This window comes from Candidatus Flexicrinis affinis, from assembly GCA_016716525.1.
GTDB classification, from domain to species: domain Bacteria; phylum Chloroflexota; class Anaerolineae; order Aggregatilineales; family Phototrophicaceae; genus Flexicrinis; species Flexicrinis affinis.
On the sequence record JADJWE010000006.1, the window covers coordinates 500,461 to 517,598 of the forward strand.

General features: G+C 63.7%; 14 protein-coding genes. 6 read left to right on the forward strand and 8 right to left on the reverse strand.

Annotation, left to right across the window (positions count from 1 at the left end; translation table 11 throughout):
• Positions 1-16: 16 nt before the first annotated feature.
• The 4 genes from IPM16_17395 to IPM16_17410 all read right to left on the reverse strand — a co-directional run bounded on the left by IPM16_17395 (position 17) and on the right by IPM16_17410 (position 4,814).
• Positions 17-1,639, reverse strand: a complete 1,623-nt coding sequence (locus IPM16_17395) for a long-chain fatty acid--CoA ligase (GenBank protein MBK9124875.1) — start codon at positions 1,637-1,639, stop codon at positions 17-19.
• 46 nt (positions 1,640-1,685) lie between these two features.
• Positions 1,686-2,495, reverse strand: coding sequence for a class I SAM-dependent methyltransferase (locus IPM16_17400; protein ID MBK9124876.1), 810 nt, complete (start codon positions 2,493-2,495; stop codon positions 1,686-1,688).
• A gap of 302 nt (positions 2,496-2,797) precedes the next feature.
• Positions 2,798-4,375, reverse strand: coding sequence for a methylmalonyl-CoA carboxyltransferase (locus IPM16_17405; protein ID MBK9124877.1), 1,578 nt, complete (start codon positions 4,373-4,375; stop codon positions 2,798-2,800).
• Between the two features lie 13 nt (positions 4,376-4,388).
• Complete coding sequence (locus IPM16_17410) at positions 4,389-4,814, reverse strand: hypothetical protein (GenBank protein ID MBK9124878.1); 426 nt, start codon at positions 4,812-4,814, stop codon at positions 4,389-4,391.
• A gap of 258 nt (positions 4,815-5,072) precedes the next feature.
• On the opposite strand from IPM16_17410, the gene IPM16_17415 reads away from it, so the two are divergent.
• The 6 genes from IPM16_17415 to IPM16_17440 all read left to right on the forward strand — a co-directional run bounded on the left by IPM16_17415 (position 5,073) and on the right by IPM16_17440 (position 12,647).
• Positions 5,073-8,000, forward strand: a complete 2,928-nt coding sequence (locus IPM16_17415) for a PAS domain S-box protein (protein MBK9124879.1) — start codon at positions 5,073-5,075, stop codon at positions 7,998-8,000.
• 27 nt (positions 8,001-8,027) lie between these two features.
• Positions 8,028-9,086 (forward strand): DoxX family membrane protein, encoded by a 1,059-nt coding sequence (locus tag IPM16_17420; protein ID MBK9124880.1) that lies wholly within the window; start codon positions 8,028-8,030, stop codon positions 9,084-9,086.
• Positions 9,087-9,219: 133 nt separating this feature from the next.
• Positions 9,220-9,789, forward strand: a complete 570-nt coding sequence (locus tag IPM16_17425; GenBank protein MBK9124881.1) for a HEAT repeat domain-containing protein — start codon at positions 9,220-9,222, stop codon at positions 9,787-9,789.
• Positions 9,790-9,863: 74 nt separating this feature from the next.
• On the forward strand, positions 9,864-11,852 hold the full coding sequence (locus IPM16_17430) for a HAMP domain-containing histidine kinase (GenBank protein ID MBK9124882.1): 1,989 nt from the start codon (positions 9,864-9,866) through the stop codon (positions 11,850-11,852).
• Entirely contained in the window at positions 11,849-12,253 is a 405-nt protein-coding gene (locus tag IPM16_17435; GenBank protein ID MBK9124883.1) for a response regulator, read from the forward strand. The genes IPM16_17430 and IPM16_17435 overlap by 4 nt, the downstream gene beginning before the upstream one ends.
• Positions 12,243-12,647: a response regulator gene (locus IPM16_17440; protein ID MBK9124884.1), complete on the forward strand. Its 405-nt coding sequence runs from the start codon at positions 12,243-12,245 to the stop codon at positions 12,645-12,647. The genes IPM16_17435 and IPM16_17440 overlap by 11 nt, the downstream gene beginning before the upstream one ends.
• A 130-nt stretch (positions 12,648-12,777) precedes the next feature.
• Here IPM16_17440 and IPM16_17445 read toward each other — a convergent pair whose 3' ends face one another.
• From IPM16_17445 to IPM16_17460, 4 genes are all read right to left on the reverse strand, one after another.
• Complete coding sequence (locus IPM16_17445; GenBank protein MBK9124885.1) at positions 12,778-13,185, reverse strand: iron-sulfur cluster assembly scaffold protein; 408 nt, start codon at positions 13,183-13,185, stop codon at positions 12,778-12,780.
• Positions 13,185-14,408 carry a cysteine desulfurase gene (locus IPM16_17450; protein ID MBK9124886.1) on the reverse strand — a complete coding sequence of 408 codons (1,224 nt, stop codon included), beginning with the start codon at positions 14,406-14,408 and terminating at the stop codon, positions 13,185-13,187. The genes IPM16_17445 and IPM16_17450 overlap by 1 nt, the downstream gene beginning before the upstream one ends.
• 96 nt (positions 14,409-14,504) lie before the next feature.
• Entirely contained in the window at positions 14,505-16,328 is a 1,824-nt protein-coding gene (locus IPM16_17455) for an alkaline phosphatase D family protein (protein ID MBK9124887.1), read from the reverse strand.
• Between the two features lie 213 nt (positions 16,329-16,541).
• A complete protein-coding gene (locus tag IPM16_17460; protein MBK9124888.1) occupies positions 16,542-17,102 on the reverse strand; it encodes a hypothetical protein in 561 nt (186 codons plus the stop codon).
• Positions 17,103-17,138: the final 36 nt, after the last annotated feature.

A 17,138-nucleotide genomic window follows, 5' to 3' on the forward strand; every position in this document is an offset into this window, starting at 1 on the left:
GCTGATGGGCCGTGGTCTAGCTTAGTTCGCCCTCGGCGTAGCGGCGGCGCAGGGTCTTCTTGTCGAACTTGCCGACACTGGTTTTCGGAATTTCGGTCACGAACAGCACGGTGTCGGGAAGCCAGAACTTGGCGACCCTCGTGCTGAGGTACTCCATAATAGCCTGCTCGGTCAAGTCGGAGCCCGGCCTCGCGACCACCGCCGCCAGTGGGCGTTCGGCCCAGCGCGCGTCAGGCACGGCGATCACCGCGGCTTCGAGCACGTCGGGGTGGCCCATGATCGTGCTTTCCAGCTCGACCGTGCTGATCCATTCGCCGCCGCTCTTGACGAGGTCTTTGGTGCGGTCCTTGATCGTCATCAGGCCGTCGGGGTCGAGCGTCACCACGTCGCCGGTGCGGAACCACCCGTCCTCGGTGAAGCTTTCCGGCGCGACATCACGCTTGAAGTACTGCTTGATGATCCACGGGCCGCGCACTTGCAGCTCGCCCATGCTCTTGCCGTCCCACGGCAGTTCGCGGCCTTCCTCGTCCACAATGCGCATCTCGACGCCGAAAACGGGGATGCCCTGCGACGCCTTGATGTCCCACTTGGCGTCTTGATCGAGCGACTCCTGCGCCGCGCGCAGCACGTTGGCCGTGCCGATCGGTGACATCTCGGTCATGCCCCATGCGTGCAGAACGTTGACGCCCAACTCGCTTTCGTAGGCGGCGGTCAGCGAACGCGGCATGGCCGACCCGCCGACGATCAGGCTGCGCACGCAGCGGAGATCGCGCGGGTGCGCCTTGACCTCCTGATACAGCGCGTTCCAGATGGTCGGCACGCCGGCGGCGATCGTCACCCGCTGCGATTCGATCAAATTCGCCAGCGGCTCCGGCTTGAGATGCGGCCCGGGCATGGCCAGCGCGGCTCCAGCCATCGGCGCGGCGTAGGGAATGCCCCACGCCATGACGTGGAACATCGGCACGACCGGCAGGATGACGTCGCGTTCGCTGATGCCCAGCACCGCCGCCTGATTGGCGGCCATCGCGTGCAGCACCGTCGACCGGTGCGAATAGAGCGCGCCTTTCGGGTCACCGGTGGTGCCGCTGGTGTAGCACATGCCGGCGGCCATCTGCTCGTCGGTCGAGCGCCACTCGAAATCGTCGTCGCTGCCGGCGATCAAGTCTTCGTAGTACAGCACGTTCGGGAGCTTGGTCTCGGTGCCCTTCGGTGCGTTCATTAACACGTAGTGCTGGACGTTGGGCGTTTGGTCGGCGAAACGCTCGTACAGCGGGATCAGGGTGCCGTCGATGAACACGATCTTGTCGTCGGCGTGGTTGACGATGTACGCGAGTTGATCGGGAAACAAGCGCAGGTTAAGAGTATGGCAGACCGCGCCCGCGCCGGGAATCGCGTAGTACAGCTCGAAATGCTGATAGGTGTTCCACGCGAAGGTCGCCACGCGGTCGCCCGGCTCGACGCCGAGCTTGACCAATGCCTTCGCCAGCCGCTTGATGCGCGGATACATCTCGCCATAGGTGGTGGTGTGTAGTGATCCGTCCGGGAGCAAGGTCATCACGCGCTGCCGGCTGTGAACGCGCCGGGCGTGCTCCAAGATGCGGTCAATCGTAAGCGGGTAGTCTTGCATCAAGCCCAACATCGTCAACTCCAAAGCAATCTATACGCGCCGACAGACTTTACCGCGGTCAACGCGCCAAAAACACACCGGTCTCTTTCGTGATCCTGAACGCGCCGTCACGGGCGATGTGCCGCTCCACGATCGGCCGCAGCGGTTCGAGCGCGCCGGTTCCCCCATCGTCCAGCATCGACGCCACGTAGTCGATGACCGCCTGCGCGTCGGTCACGCGCAGTTCGGTGGGGAAGTCGAGCCGCTGCACGTCGCCAAACGCCGCGCCCAATGCCACCGCCCCGTCTTGCAGCGCGAAGGCCAGCCGAACGTTCATAATGCCGAGCTGCACCGCCCCGTCCATCAGCCCGGACTGCTCGACAGCTTGATTGATCTCGGTCATGTGGTTGTGGCCGTTGGTCGCGGCCATCAGCACGCCGCCGGGGGCCAGCACGCGGCGCAGTTCGCGCACGGCCGCCGGCAGGTCAGGCACGTGATACAGCATGTAGTTGGCGACGATCAGGTCGAAGGCGCCGTCGTCAAACGGCAAATGCGCGGCGTCGGCCTGCCGATAGCCGAAGCGCGCGGAGAGTTCGCCGAGGTGCGCGCGGTTATCGGCCAGCATGCCGTCGGAGAGGTCGGTGAGCGTGATCTGCCACCCGTCGGGGATGCGCGCGCGGTTGCTCAACCACAGGTCGCCACGCCCAGAGCCGACTTCCAGCACGCGCGCGGTCGATCCGGCGGCCGCTAGCAGCAGGTCGAACAGCCATTGGTAGAGGCCGACGCTGTTGACCGTGAAGCGTTCGTGCAGTCGGATACGCGCGGCGAGGTTCTGAGCGCCGCTGTACTGCTGGCCGGTGAGGTATCCGCGGTCTTGGAACTTGGTCATCGGGTAGGCTAATCCTCCCATACGCCCGGGTCGACCGAGTCAGGCGGCGAGAGAGGATTTGTGTCGAAATCCGCGCGCTTTGTATCCCGTAACCGACGAACGGCTCGGTGCGCGGCAATCACCAGATCGACCAAGTCGATTGGCAATTGAAGATCATTAGCGGTCATGTTTGTACCTCAATCAACACCAGCCGCCAGCGCATTTCGCTCCGACGCGGACACACATGTCATATCCCTGCGACAGCGCGTGGGGAGCGACGTCCTATACCCTTCAGCATTCGCCACTCAGCGCTCAGCACTTCCCTAAAGCGGGATGTTGCCGTGCTTCTTGGGCGGGTTTTCGTCGCGCTTGTTCTGCAGCACGCCCAGCGCGTTGATCAGGCGGGCACGCGTGTCGCGCGGTTCAATCACGTCATCCACGAAGCCGCGGCTTGCCGCGATGTATGGGTTAGCGAACTTCTCGCGGTACTCGGCCGCCAGCTTGGCTTTGAGCGCCACCGGGTCTTCGGCTTTTTGCAGCTCGCGCCGGTAGATAATCTCGACTGCACCCTCCGGCCCCATCACGGCGATCTCCGCCGTCGGCCACGCCAGATTGACGTCGCTGCGGATGTGCTTGCTGCTCATCACGCAGTACGCGCCGCCGTACGCCTTGCGGGTGGTGACGGTGAGCTTGGGTACCGTCGCTTCGCAGTAGGCATAAAGCAGTTTGGCGCCGCTGGTGATGATGCCGTGATGCTCCTGATCGGTGCCGGGCAGATAGCCGGGCACGTCGACGAAGGTGATCAGCGGAATGTTGAAGCAGTCGCAGAAGCGCACGAAGCGCGCGGCCTTCTCGCTCGCCGGGATATCGAGCACGCCGGCCAGCACCATCGGCTGATTGGCGACAATACCGACGCTGTGCCCGCCGAGGCGCGCAAACCCGACCACGATGTTCGATGCGTAGTCGGGCTGAATCTCAAAGAACGTCCCGTGGTCAACGATACGGTCGATCGCGTCCTTGATGTCGTACGGCTTGTTCGGGCTGTCCGGCACCAGCGCGTCGAGCGCCGGGTCCGACCGCAGCGGATCGTCGGGCGTCGCCACGAACAGCGGGTCTTCCATATTGTTCTGCGGCATGTAGCTCAGCAGTTGGCGCAGCATCAGCAGCGTCTCGGTCTCGTTTTCGCCCACGAAGTGACACACGCCGCTTTTGGTGCTGTGGACGCTCGCGCCGCCGAGGTCTTCAAACGAGACCTCTTCGTGCGTGACCTGCTTGACCACGTCCGGCCCGGTGATGAACATATAGCTGGTGTTCTTGACCATGAAGATGAAGTCGGTGAGCGCCGGCGAATACACCGACCCGCCCGCGCACGGCCCCATAATGACCGAGAGCTGCGGGATCACGCCCGAGGCCATCGTGTTGCGCAGGAAGATGTCGGCATAGCCCGCCAGCGATTCGACGCCTTCGTGGATGCGCGCGCCGCCGCTGTCGTTCAAGCCGATCACCGGCGCGCCGTTGCGCATCGCCATTTCGAGCAGGCGGCAAATCTTCTGCGCGTGCGCCTCGCTGACCGAGCCGCCGACGACCGTGAAGTCCTGCGAGTAGACGTAGACGAGGCGGCCGTCGATCGTACCCCAGCCGGTCACGACGCCGTCGCCGGGGATACGCTGTTTGTCCATGCCGAAGTTGCTGGACCGATGTTCGACAAATGCACCGATCTCGCGAAAGCTGCCGGCATCGAGCAGGATATCGAGCCGTTCGCGTGCGGTGTTGCGCCCGCTTTCGTGCTGGCGCTTGATGCGCTCCTCGCCGCCGCCCGCCATTGCCTGCGCGCGCTTGGCACGCAGGGCCTCGACCTTCGGGTCGACGTGTTGGATGGTGTCCTTCTCAACCAAAGTCATAAACATACTCCCATCAAGACGGCCGCCCGCGGCGGCGGTGCCATAACCCGGCCACCACGGCGGTCGCCAATAGTGTCACGGTAACTACGCCGAAAAACGGCAGGCGGGCACGATCGTAATCGGCACGGGCAAACAGCGCCAGACGCACTGTCACAGCAGCGGTCAACCCACTCCAACCGGCCAGTGCCAAGGCCCACGCCGCGACCCCACGACGCCTCCGCCACAGTGCCGCCGCCAGCAGCAGCATCGCCATCGCGCCCAATGCCCCGAACACGATATCGAATGCCGGCGGAGGGCCGAAGGCTGCCGTGCCAGCGCGAACGGCCAACACCGTGAGTGCCGCCGCGGCCGCAAGGCTAATCGCGGCAAGCCAGCGGGGCCGCACACGGCGGTGGTCGTCGGTCACCATAGCACGGATTATAGACGTTCCGCCCGCCATTTGTCAGCGCGTTGGCGAATGCGGCAGCAGGCAGAGAAGCATTAAGGCGGCCGCTTATCCATCACGCCGAAAACCGCTGTACACTATGGTATTGGATCATCTCCGCGTGAACGAGCCAAGCTGAGCCATCCGCTTCTAATGTTATCCCTCCTGAGACGCCTCCCTGTTCTTCCTCCAATCGAGGATGAGCAATCTGCACGTCTGATCCGTGTGCTAAAGGCGGTCGCCTACGCGGGGCTCTTCGCAGCGACCGCTTTTTTGATCGTTCTCGCCATCGTGCCTTTTCCCGAGGTTCAGGCGACGCTCGTCAGCGTCCAGCGCCTGATCCTCGTCGGCAACCTATTCTTCTGTTTCTCGACCCTCTATCTGCTCCCGCGCGGTCACTTGCGCCTCGGCAGTACGCTGCAAATCTTCTCGCTGTGGCTGGCGTTGACGATCTGTCCTGACCTGATGGGTGTCAACCTGTATATCATCGCCGCCAACCACGTCGCGCTGGCGATATGCGTGGGCGCGCTGACGGGGTGGGTCGGCGCGCTAACACTTGGACTCGGCGGGTTCATCTACCTATTCCTTCAGAATTCTCAGATCATTGTCGGGCTGAACGTCGGCCCCCTGCTGCTGCTCAACGACACGCAGATTTTCGTGATCGAGACGTCGCTATACGCGATGATGCTGATCCTGACCGTGCTGATCGTCTTCCTTTCGCAGCGGCGCACAGAGATCGGCAAGGTCACCGCCGAGGCGCTCGAGGTCGTGCAGTTCAGCGAACGCCAGCTTGAAGCCATCCTCAGCTCGATGGCCGACCTGCTGATCGTGGTCAACCTCGACGGCACGATTGCGCGCTCCAATTCCGCCGCACAGGCTACGCTCGGCTATACCGAGAGCGAACTGTACGGCAAACCGCTCAAGATGCTGATGATGGACTTGCCAGAGGATCAGGTTGGCATCGAGACGCTGGTGGTACGGCGCTCGGTGACACAAACTAACCGCCGCCTCAAGACCAAAGACGGCCGCTTGCTGCCGGTGTCGATGTCCACCTCGCTTCTGACCGGTGGCGGCGGCGAGACGACCGGCATGATTCTGGTCGCGCAAGACCTGTCCGAACTCGAACAGACGCGCATGCAGTTGAGCCAGAGCAATGCGCGCTTCAGCCAAGCAGTCACCTTCAGCCGCATCGGCGTGTTCGAGTACGACCTCGAACGCGGCGTGTTCGTGATCGACGATACGATGCGCGAGGCGCTGCGCGCGTCCGGCGTCGAGGATTTGACGGTCTTCGACGATTTCATGCGCTATGTCTACCCGGACGACCGCGACAGCGTCACAGCGGCCATTGAAGCGTGCCGCGGCGGGGAGAGCAGCAGGTTCGACCTCGAGTTCCGCGTTACCGCCCGAGTGGGCATACGCTGGTTGATGGTTCGCGGCGCAGTGATGCATTCATCCGGCGCACGCCTGATCGGCACGTACACGGACGTCACGCGGCGCAAGCGTGCCGAAATCGAGCTGGCGCGGCGTGACGCGGTGCTGCGCGCCGTTACGTTGACCTCGGAAGCGTTCTTGCGCTCCGGCAGTTGGGAACTGCAGGTTCGCACACTGCTGCGGCAGTTGGGCGCGGCGGCAGACGTAAGCCGGGTGTATGTGTTCCGTGTGCACTACAGTCCGTTTGGGCGCGTGCTGTGGTCTCAGTCGCACGAATGGTGCGCCCCCGGCATCTCGTCCCAGTTTGAAAATCCCGACCTGCAGGATCTCGACGTTCACGAGACCGGGTTCGCGCGCTGGCATGAGCGGATGTCGCGGCGGCTTCCGGTATATGGCTTGATCGACGAGTTCCCGGAAAACGAGCGCCGCCTTCTCGAAAGCCAAGATATCCGCTCGCTGGTGGTCGTGCCCATCTACGTGCAGGACGAGTGGTGGGGCATGATCGGCTTCGACGACTGCGTGAACTCGCGCTCGTGGAGCGACCCGGAGATCGACGCGCTGCAGCTTGCCGCGGACAACCTCGGCGCAGCGATTTACCGTGAACGGGTCGAGCGCGAGCTGGAATCGAATCACGACTTCCTCACCACGATCATGGACAACCTCGGTCAGGGCGTCGCGGTGGTCGACGGGACCGGACGGCTCTTGTTCGTCAACCCGGCTATGGCGGAACTGGTCGGCATTGCACACGACGATTTGGTCGGCCAGATGGCGCGCCAGTTCTACGACGACGCGAGCGTCTCTCAATATGACTCGAACTTCGCTCAGCGCAGGTTAGGGCGCACGTCGACCTACATGGCCCGCCTTCGCCGCGCCGACGGCGAACTGCGCGACGTCATCATCACCGGTGTCGCACGTATGGTGAACGGCCAACCCGACGGCTCGTACGCGGTGCTGACCGACATCACGGAACGCCGGCAGCTCGAACAGCGCGAACTGAGGCTCTCGCTCGAACGCGAGCAGATGCGCATCATGGCCGATTTCATCCGCGACGCCAGCCACGATTTTCGCACGCCGCTGTCGGTCATTCAGACCAGCTTATACCTGCTCAAGCGCAAGGCCGAATCGCCTGATCAGCTCAGTCGGTTGGAGACGATTGGCGAGCAGGCACAGCGGTTGAGCCGCCTGATCGACGGCCTGCTGACAATGCTCGAGCTCGACAAGTCGACGCCGTCGATGATCCTCATCGACGCCAATGTGCTCGCGCAGAACGCCGTCGACCGCGCCGCCGAATCCGCGCAGCATGCCGGGCTCGCCGTGTCGGCGACCGTACCGGACGAGCCGGTGTACATCAACGGCGAAGAGGGCTATATGCTCAAGGCCCTGTCGAACCTGATCGACAACGCGATCGCCTTCACGCCGCAGGGCGGCACGATCGCCGTCGAGGTCGTCGCAGACGAGGAGTCCGTTCAAATCAAGGTGCGCGACACGGGCATCGGAATCGATCCGTCCGAACACGCCCGCATATTCGAGCGGCTCTACAAGGTCGACAAGGCGCGTTCGAGCGATATCGGCGGGCTTGGCATGGGTCTAGCGATCGCCAAGCGTGTCGTCGACCTGCACAGCGGCACCATTCGCGTCGAGAGCACACGCGGGCAAGGCAGCACGTTCACGATCGAACTTGCACGGCAGAAGAAAGCCGCGGCAGGCGCCAAACGGGCGTACCCCTCCACCTCCTCTCCCATTGCCGAGGATGTTAAACTACAGCCTTGAGACGTATTGTTAGTCCCGAGGTGAGAGATGGAACGCAAGCCGCACTGGAAGGCGGTGGCCGTGCTGTGGCTGCTGCTGATCACACCCGTTACCGCATTCGCCCACGTCAAATGGTTTACCGATTTCAGTTTCGCCGATGCCCCCCGTCCGCTAAGCGAAACCCTGTCCCCGACGTTCTTCGCGCTGGCGGCGTTGAGCGTCGGCGCGGTCGCGCTGGCCGTGTTCATCGACCGCTTCCTGAGTTCGCGCGCGTTTTACGAACACATCATCGCGTGGTTCGAGGAGCGCAAAGTCCACGCTCCGCTCGTGCTGCGCGTCGGCATGGGCGCGACGCTGCTGCTGTCGTGGCAGGCCAACACGCTGCTGGCCCCCGACCTCGCGGTTGCCGAAAGTTGGATCGGGTGGGCGCAGTTCGCCGTCGCCGGGCTGCTGCTGTTCCCGGTCACGTCGCCGCTGGCGGGCGTGGGCGTACTTGCCCTCTACGCGCTGGCGATCGCGCAGTTCGGCGTGTTCTACATGCTCGATTACTTCGTGTTCGTCGGCGTCGGCGTGTATCTGCTGGTCCATCGCGCTGCTCAGCCGCGCTTGCGGGGATTGCGGACCCCCGCGCTGTTCTTCAGCCTCGGCTTTTCGCTGGCGTGGCTGGCCCTCGAGAAACTGGTCTACCCGCAATGGGGACTGTATATCCTGGCCGAAAACCCGCAGCTTCTGCTTGGCCTCGACCCGGAGTTCTTCCTCAAGGCCACGGCGTTCGTCGAGTTTTCGCTGGGGTACCTGCTGATTATCGGACTGCTAGAACGGCCGCTGGCGCTGGTCGTGACGATGGTGTTCTTCACGACAACGCTGGTGTTCGGCAAAGTCGAGGTCATCGGTCACACCATCTTGCACGCCGCGCTGATCGTGTTTCTGCTCGAAGGCCCGGGCGAGGTGTATCGCGCGCCCATCACCTTCCACCGCCGGCTTCCCCTGCGGGTGGCGTTCGCCGTCGTGAACTTCGTCTTGCTGCTGGCGATCATGCTGGTACCGTATCAGGCGATCGCCGAGGTGCAGCACAGCGAACGCACGCCTGTCGTCAGCCAACGCTGAGCCCGCGAGCGGGTACCTAGCCAGTTGGCTAGGGTAAAAACACGACCGCAGTCTAGGTGACGCGGCGCGACACTGCGCATATCATGGATTTCATGATGTCCGATGTTTAGAGACTAGACGGTCAATGCAGTACATGGTCGCAATCGAAGACTGGATCGATGACCTCGATCTGACAGACGGCGCCTCCCGGCGCGTTGCAGAGACGGAACTTCTACGCCATGGCGAGAAGGCCGTTCGCGCACTCATCCATGCGCTCGACACGGTGTCGCTGCGCCAGAAAATCGTCATCGTTAAGCTGTTGGGCCGCACCGCGTCCACAACGGCGCTGTCGGCTGTCCGCCGCGCCCTGCTCGACACGCAGTGGCTTGTCCGTCAAGCTGCGGTTCATGCACTGGGTTACTACCCGGCCGAAACCGTTCTGCCGCTGGTATATCACAGCCTGTACGATGTCGCCCTGCTGGTACGGATCGAAGCAGTCAACACGCTCGGACGCTTGGGCCACGCCAGCGCCGTGCCAACCCTGCTCGCACACCTATACAGCACGACGTCCGAGGTCGAGACCTACACGCTGATCGAGGCGCTCGGCTCATGCGGCGATCGTTCGCTGATCCCGACCATTGAGCCGTACCTGTGCCACGATCACCCGCGGATCGCCACCAATGCCAACAAGGCGATCGTGAACCTGAACCGCAAACGCGCCTAGACGCCAACGTCAAGCGCAGCTACACGTGCGACAACGGTATAATGACGGAGTAACGTAGCCGGATCATCCCGCAGTTGATCAGTCGCCCAAGCCTCCCCAGTTGGCTCATGCCGCCGGACTTCGCCGATCGTCAAGCACGACGGCGAGGCCGGATGTTGTATGGGCTGCTTTGGGTTATCCTGCTGACCGGCGTCCCACTGCTGATTGCGGTCGATTTCGCTGGGGCGTCGTTCTGGGCAATCGTGGCGACCGAGGCTGTGATGGTCGCCATGCTGGTGCTGGTCAAGCGCGGTCAGATTGTCCTGCCCAGCGTAGTGATTCCCTCGGTCATCCTGCTGCTGGTCGCCTTCACCATGATTCGCGGCGAAGGCATCCGTGATGTCGCCGTCGTCGGGACGTTTGTCGTGGTGTCGTTTGCAGGGCTTCTGCTCGGCGCACGCGGCCTGCTGGCGTTCACTCTCCTCACGATTCTCACCTTCGGGCTGATCGGCTACCTCGAGATGTCGGGTGTGGTGGTCGTCACGTTCGATCTGGCGACCGTTCCGCAGGACGTTGTCATCTTCGCTGCGACTATTGCGCTGTTTGCGGTGCTGCAGCGGCTGACGCTGCAATACCTGTTCGACAACCTGAGCGCCGCCGAAACCAGCGAACGAACGCTGTACGAACGCAACGCCGAATTGGAAGCCTCCCGCGCCGAAATTGCCAACCTCAACCTCGGCCTTGAGGAGCGCATCACCGAACGAACTGCCGAGCTGCGGGACGCGATCCATGAGAGCGAGCAGTGGTTTCACATCAGCCGCGACATCAACGCGGCGCAGTCCTACGGCGAGATCGTCGGGGCGATCGCCCGCAACTTGACGGTGCCCGGGTTTTCGGTCGTCTTGAGCGTCTTCGACGATATTGACGAACACACCGCCACGAAGTCGGACGTCTACACCGTGCGGCTTGACGATCCTGACGGCGCGACGCCGCTGGTCACCGAACAGGGCCGCACCGGTACCTTGAGCGAATGGGTCGTGGCGCAAGACGTGCGGGTGGTCGCCGACATCAGCGCGCTCGATCACGACATTCCGCAAGACGTCATCGAAACGCTGCAATCGGACCCAATTCGACGCTTGAATCGGGGGCATCCGATCCGCGCGCTGATGGCCACGGAGTTGAAGTTAGGGAAACGTGTCATCGGTTCGTTGTGGCTGACCCGGGCCGAACCGTACCCGTTTTCCGACCGCAACGTGCGCCTGATGCGAATCATGAGCGAACTGACCGCCAACGCCGTCGAGCGCGTGTGGCTGTACGCCGAACAAGTCACCGCCGCGCAGCGCCTGCGCGAGGCTGACAACGTGAAGAGCCGTTTTCTCGCCAGCATGAGCCACGAACTGCGCACACCGCTGAACGCCATTCTCAATTTCACGCGGTTCGTCTCCAGTGGCATGTTGGGGCCCATCAACGACGAACAGCTCGACGCACTGAACAAGACGGTATCCAGCAGCAAACACCTGCTCAACCTGATCAACGACGTGCTCGATGTGTCCAAGATCGAATCCGACATGCTGACGCTGTTTGTCGAGCCGGGCGTACTGCTCGGGCCGGAGATCGAAGCCGCCGCAACGGCCGGCGAAGCCCTGCTGGCTGACAAGCCCGTCACGATCGTGCGCGACGTGCCGGCCGACCTGCCGGCTATCGTTGGCGACCGGCGGCGCATCCGGCAAATCCTGCTCAATCTGGTGTCCAACGCCTGCAAATTCACTGACTCAGGCGCGATTACGATCAAAGCCTCGGCCGACGACACCGCGGTACGCATCACGGTGACCGACACCGGGCCGGGAATCCCGCAGGACACGGCCGAGATCATCTTCGAGCCGTTCCGGCAGACAATGCGCGGGATAAGCCACGGAAGCGGCACCGGGCTCGGTTTGCCCATCGCCCGCAAGCTCGTGGAGGCGCACGAAGGCCGGCTGTGGCTGGATACGAGCGTCACGAGCGGGGCATCGTTCGTGGTCGATCTGCCGATCGCCTCCGAGGTGCTCGTCGCCAAGCTGCCCAAAGCGGAGGACGCGACGTGAGCGCGCCTCTAATTGTGTGCATCGAGGACGATCCCTTCAGCGCCGACGTGCTGCGCGGGCTGATTAAAGGCGCACGACCGGACGTGTCGCTGACCGTGTTTTCAGACAGCGCCGACATCCTCGGCCGCGTGGAGACGCTCGGTCAAGTCCCCGCCCTCTTCTTAATCGACATCCACATGCTCCCGCATGACGGCTTCGCCGTTTTGAAGATGCTGCGCGCGGACACACGATTCCGGTCGGTGCGCGTCATCGCCGTAACGGCAAGCGTGATGAACGAGGAAGTCGATATGCTGCGGTCGTCCGGCTTCGACGGCGCGATCGGCAAGCCGCTCGATTTCGACGTATTTCCTAGCCTGCTTGAACGATTATTGAACGGACACGAGGTGTGGTATGTCACCTAGCGCGGCAGCGGCACAGCGTCATGCGCTGGTCATCGACGATAACCGCAGCAACATCGAGGTGCTGACGGCGCTGCTGCGCATGGAGGGCGTGCATGTCACCTCCTTCCTGCGGCCCGATCAGGCACTGGAGTCCCTTGCGGCTCTGAAACCGGTCGACGTGGTGTTCTGCGACATCGAAATGCCGGCGGTGAGTGGATTCGACCTGCTGCCCGAGTTGAAGCGCATCCTCGGAAACGACGTGCCGATCATCGCCTATACCGTGCACACGTCGGAAATCGAACTCGCGCGCCGCCGCGGTTTCAGCGGCTTTCTCGGTAAGCCCGTCGACGGCGAGCAGTTCTCCAAGCACCTCAGCCGCATCCTCGCCGGCCTGCCGGTGTGGGAGATTCCTTAGGTCGGGGCGCTGCCCCTAACCCCGGCAGGAGTTTGCACTCCTGCACCTCCTTACGCGCGGATTTGAGCCGCGTGCGGCTCAAATCCGCAGATAAGGGAGTCCAGAGGGCGCAAACCTTTGGAGAAGCGTTTTACCCGATCGAGTCTTCGACCTGTTCCCAGCCGCCAACGTCACGCAGGCCGAGCAGCAGCACCTTGAGCGGCAGCAAGGCGCAGCGCTGACGGTTAGGCAGCAGCGGCAGGCCGATCATGTCGAGCACTTCCTCGCGCGTGATCTGGCGTGCGTCATCGAGGGTCATCCCCAGCAGGTGATCGCTGAAGAACGACGTCGACGCCTGACTGATGGCGCAGCCCGCACCTTCCCAACCCACCTCGCGGATGACGCCGTCGGGGTCGACGCGCAGCGTGAGACGCACTTGATCGCCGCACAGCGGGTTGTGTTCCTCGTGGTCGAAGTCAGCCGGATTCAGCAAGCCATAGTGCTGCGGGCTGCGCGCTTCTTCGAGGATGATCGTGCGGTAGTCGTCTGCGGAAAACATTACAGCAGTTCCTTCTGAACCAGCGCGAGCCGCTCTGCCAGCGCGTCGATTTCAGCCACCGTGGTATAAAGCGCGACGCTGGCTCTGCTGCTCGCCGTGAGTTTGAGTTCGGTGTGGAGCGGCATGGCGCAGTGGTGCCCGGCGCGCACGGCAATCCCGGACATATCGAGCCACTGCGCGACATCGTGAGCATGCAGGCCGTCGACGGTGAACGTGACTGCTCCGCTGCGCGTGCGCGGGCTGCCAACCAACGCCACACCCGGCAGCGCCGAGAGGCGTTCGGTCGCGTAGTCGGTCAACAGCTCGACGTGTGCCTGTACCGGCTCGCGGCCCAGTTCCTCAAGGAACGCAACAGCCTCGCCCAGCCCGACCGCTTCCGCGATCGACGGCGTGCCGGCCTCGAACTTATACGGCGGCGGGGCGAACGTGCTGCCGGTGAGCCGCACGGTCTCGATCATATCGCCGCCGCCCATGAACGGCGGGGTGGCGTCCAACAGCGCACGCCGCCCGTACAGCACCCCGATTCCGGTCGGGCCGCACATCTTGTGCCCGCTGAACGCGTAGAAATCGACGTCGAGCGCCTGCACATCGACTGGTTGATGAGAAACGGCCTGCGCCCCATCGACGCAGATCAGCGCGCCGTGCTTGTGGGCCAACTGGGCCAACTCGGCGACCGGATTCACCGTGCCGAGCACGTTCGACACATGGGTGACGGTCAGCAGGCGCGTCTGCCCGCCGCTGACGAGCGCCGCCAGCGCGTCCATGTCAAGTTCGCCGGTCGGCGTCAGCGGCGCAAAGACCAGCTCGAAGCCGCGCTCGGCCGCCAGAATTTGCCACGGGACGATGTTGGCGTGATGCTCCATAACCGTCGACACGACGCGGTCGCCGGGACCAAGATTGGCGCGCCCCCACGCATAGGCGACGAGGTTGAGCGCCTCGGTCGTGCCGCGCGTGAAGACGACTTCGCGCCAGCTTGCCGCGTTGATGAAGCGCCCGATTGTCTTGCGTGCGCCTTCGTAGGCGGCGGTCGCTTCTTCGCTGAGCTGGTGGATACCGCGGTGAACGTTGGAATTGTACTCACGGTAATAGCGCGACATCGCCTCGATGACGCGCTCGGGTTTTTGGCTGGTTGCTGCGTTGTCGAGGTAGATCAGCGGCTGACCGCTGTTATGCACGCGCGACAGAATAGGAAACTGTGCGCGCACTGCTTCGACATCGTACATCACCGTCATGCTGCTTCCTCCGCAAGCTGCCGGGACGTGTATTGTAATGGCAGACGGCGGTGCGGGGCAGGGTGATCGGAAGCGTATGCCGGAAATCTATGCCGGAAGCGCCCTCACGATGCTCAATACCGTAGGCTGTCGCGCAAGTACGCCGTCGAGATCGTCGCGCAGCGTTTCGGCGCTGTACGACGGGATGCCGTAGGTCGTGACGGTGAGCGCGGACGTCGCCGCGTCGATCTCGAACTCCGTCCAGCCGTAACTGTGACCACTGATCGGCAAACCGTCGACCAGTTCGGCGGCAGCGGCACCGAGGCCGATATGCGGCAGCCCCTGCAAGTCGGCCACGAAGCGGTCGTACAACTCGACCAGTACCGCGTCCTTCTCGCGCAGGCCACCGGCACGGTATCGGCCCAACAACTCGCTGTCGATCAGGTTGAACTGCGCCGCCCCGTCGACCAGCGCCTGACCCGTAGGCGGATAGAACGCGATCGATCCGGTGCTGATCTCCCACACCGGCGACGGCTCCATCGGGGCATCTGCCTCGTCCTGCGTGGTGAGCTGATTGATGAACGTGGTATGGACATCGGCCGCGACGAGAACCACATTCGTGATGCCCTCGTCCCCGATGAAGCGCAGGACCTCGTTGCGCTCCGGCGCGTAGCCTTCCCAGCGGTCGTTGCCGCCGAACCAACCGGCCAGCGCCGCGGGCTCCGGCAGCATGACGAACTTCCACACGATCCCATCGGCCTGTGCGCGCTTCAAGTCGGCTTTGAGCTGTTCGACCTGCGGCCGGCCGAGCATGGTACGCCCCTCCGTCCAGAACTGCGCGCGGTGCTCACGCACGGCGTTAGTGTTGAAGATGCTTAGCGTAGACAGGCTGTCGATCGAGTCATCGCGAAACGAGCGCGCATCGATCATGAACACGGCGGCGTCGCTGCCGTAGGTGTGGTAGCGGTACAGCTTGGGCTTGCCGTCCATGCGCGGCTCGCCGGTCCCCTCCCAGACGGTGTCGACGATCGGGTGGTACTCCGCGAACGCCTGTAAGCCGTTCACGTACAGCACCGATTCGCTGATGCGCCCGGCCGGATCGTCGGCGAAGCGCGGGTCGGTTTCAGGGGCCGCCCCGCCGGCAAAGTCGTTGATTACCTCGTGATCGTCAATCTGCGCCAATATCGGGACAGACTGGCGAATATCGCGCCACACGTTGTGGCCGTGGCGTGGCGTATAGATCTCCGCATGCTTGCGCCGGTAGTCCTCAAGCGTGACGCACTGCTCCAGCGTGACATCGACACTCGGATAGTCGGCATAGATCGTGTCGCCAAGCGCGACGAAGAAGGCAAGGTCGCGTTCGGGGACGTTGCGCAGGGCCACGAACGGGCGCAGCTCGCCGCGGTTGTCGCCGCTGACACCGAAGCGCAGACCGCGCTGTTCCCCCGCCGGAGCCGCGGTGCGGAACGCTCCGTTCATCGTGGCCTCGCCGTCAGGCGCAGTGACGAAGAACGTATACGGCGTGCCCGGCGTCAGCCCGGTGATCTCGACTTTGGCCGGCTTGAGCGGGTCGGTCACGTCGGCCAGCGCCGTCTGCTGGGGCTCGGCAAACTCGCCCGCCGCGCTGACGGTGAACGTTACAACGCCGGTCTGGGTGCAGCGCGCCCACAACACGGCCGTCGTCTGCGTCACATCGCCGCTGGCGACGCCGTTGGGAAAGGCCTCAACTTCGGCGGCAGACCCGGCCTGTGCAGCGCGCGCATGGGTCAGGCTCAGCGGAGCGAGCGCCGCCAACGCCGCGCCGGCGCCCATCGACTTCATAAACTCGCGCCGCGACATATACGCAATCAAACCGCGCGCTGCTTCCTTCTCGATGGCGGACCACAACGCGGTGTAGTTAAACGCGCGCTCGGTCGGGCTGTCGTCACTCATGCCGGTATCCTCCCCACGGTATCCTGTTCAAGCATAGCGGCTGAAGCCGCCCCGGGCCACTTCGTGCGTACTGACCTTGCGCGGCTCAGCGGAGACTTCGCCTCCACACCTCCACAAGGGGTTAGCACCCCTTGACCCCGTAACTGCGAGAGAGGCCAGAGCGCGAAAGCCTTCTGGCGGGGTTCGGGGCAGCGCCCCGATGCGAAAGCGTGCTCAGCGCGAGAGCAGGAAGGCGATCAGGTCGGCGAGGTCTTGATCGTCGTACAGTTCGAAGTACACGCCCGGCATGATGTTGCGGTAGCCCGGCACGATGTACTGCCACGGGTCGGTGATGCTCTGATACAAGTAGACGTTTGCAGGCGTTCCGGGCCGGCGGCTGGACACGCGCGTTTGGACATCGATCATGGCCGGGCCGAGGCCGAAGCGTGACTCTGCTAGCGCGTGGCAGGAGATGCACGGCGGCGCGCTGTTGTCTCCCACGCGGAACAACTGCTCGCCGCGCACCGGGTCCCCTTCCAACGACAGCGCCGGAGGCGCGGTCGGTTCGGCGGCTGAGTCGGTCGGGGCAGGCGACGGCGTGTCGGTCTGCGTCGCGGTGGCGGTTGGCGGCGTGGTTGGGGTTGCAGTCGGCGTGTGCGTCGGCGTCGCGGTCGACGTCGCGGTCTGCGATGCGGTGGCTGTCGGGGTAACCGTCGATACGCTGCGAACTTGTGCATGCGTACCGCACGCGCTGAGTACACACACGCTGATCAGGACGATGAGAAGTCGTTTCATGGGTGGTGTTGGCCTCACCCCCACCGCGCTCTTCCG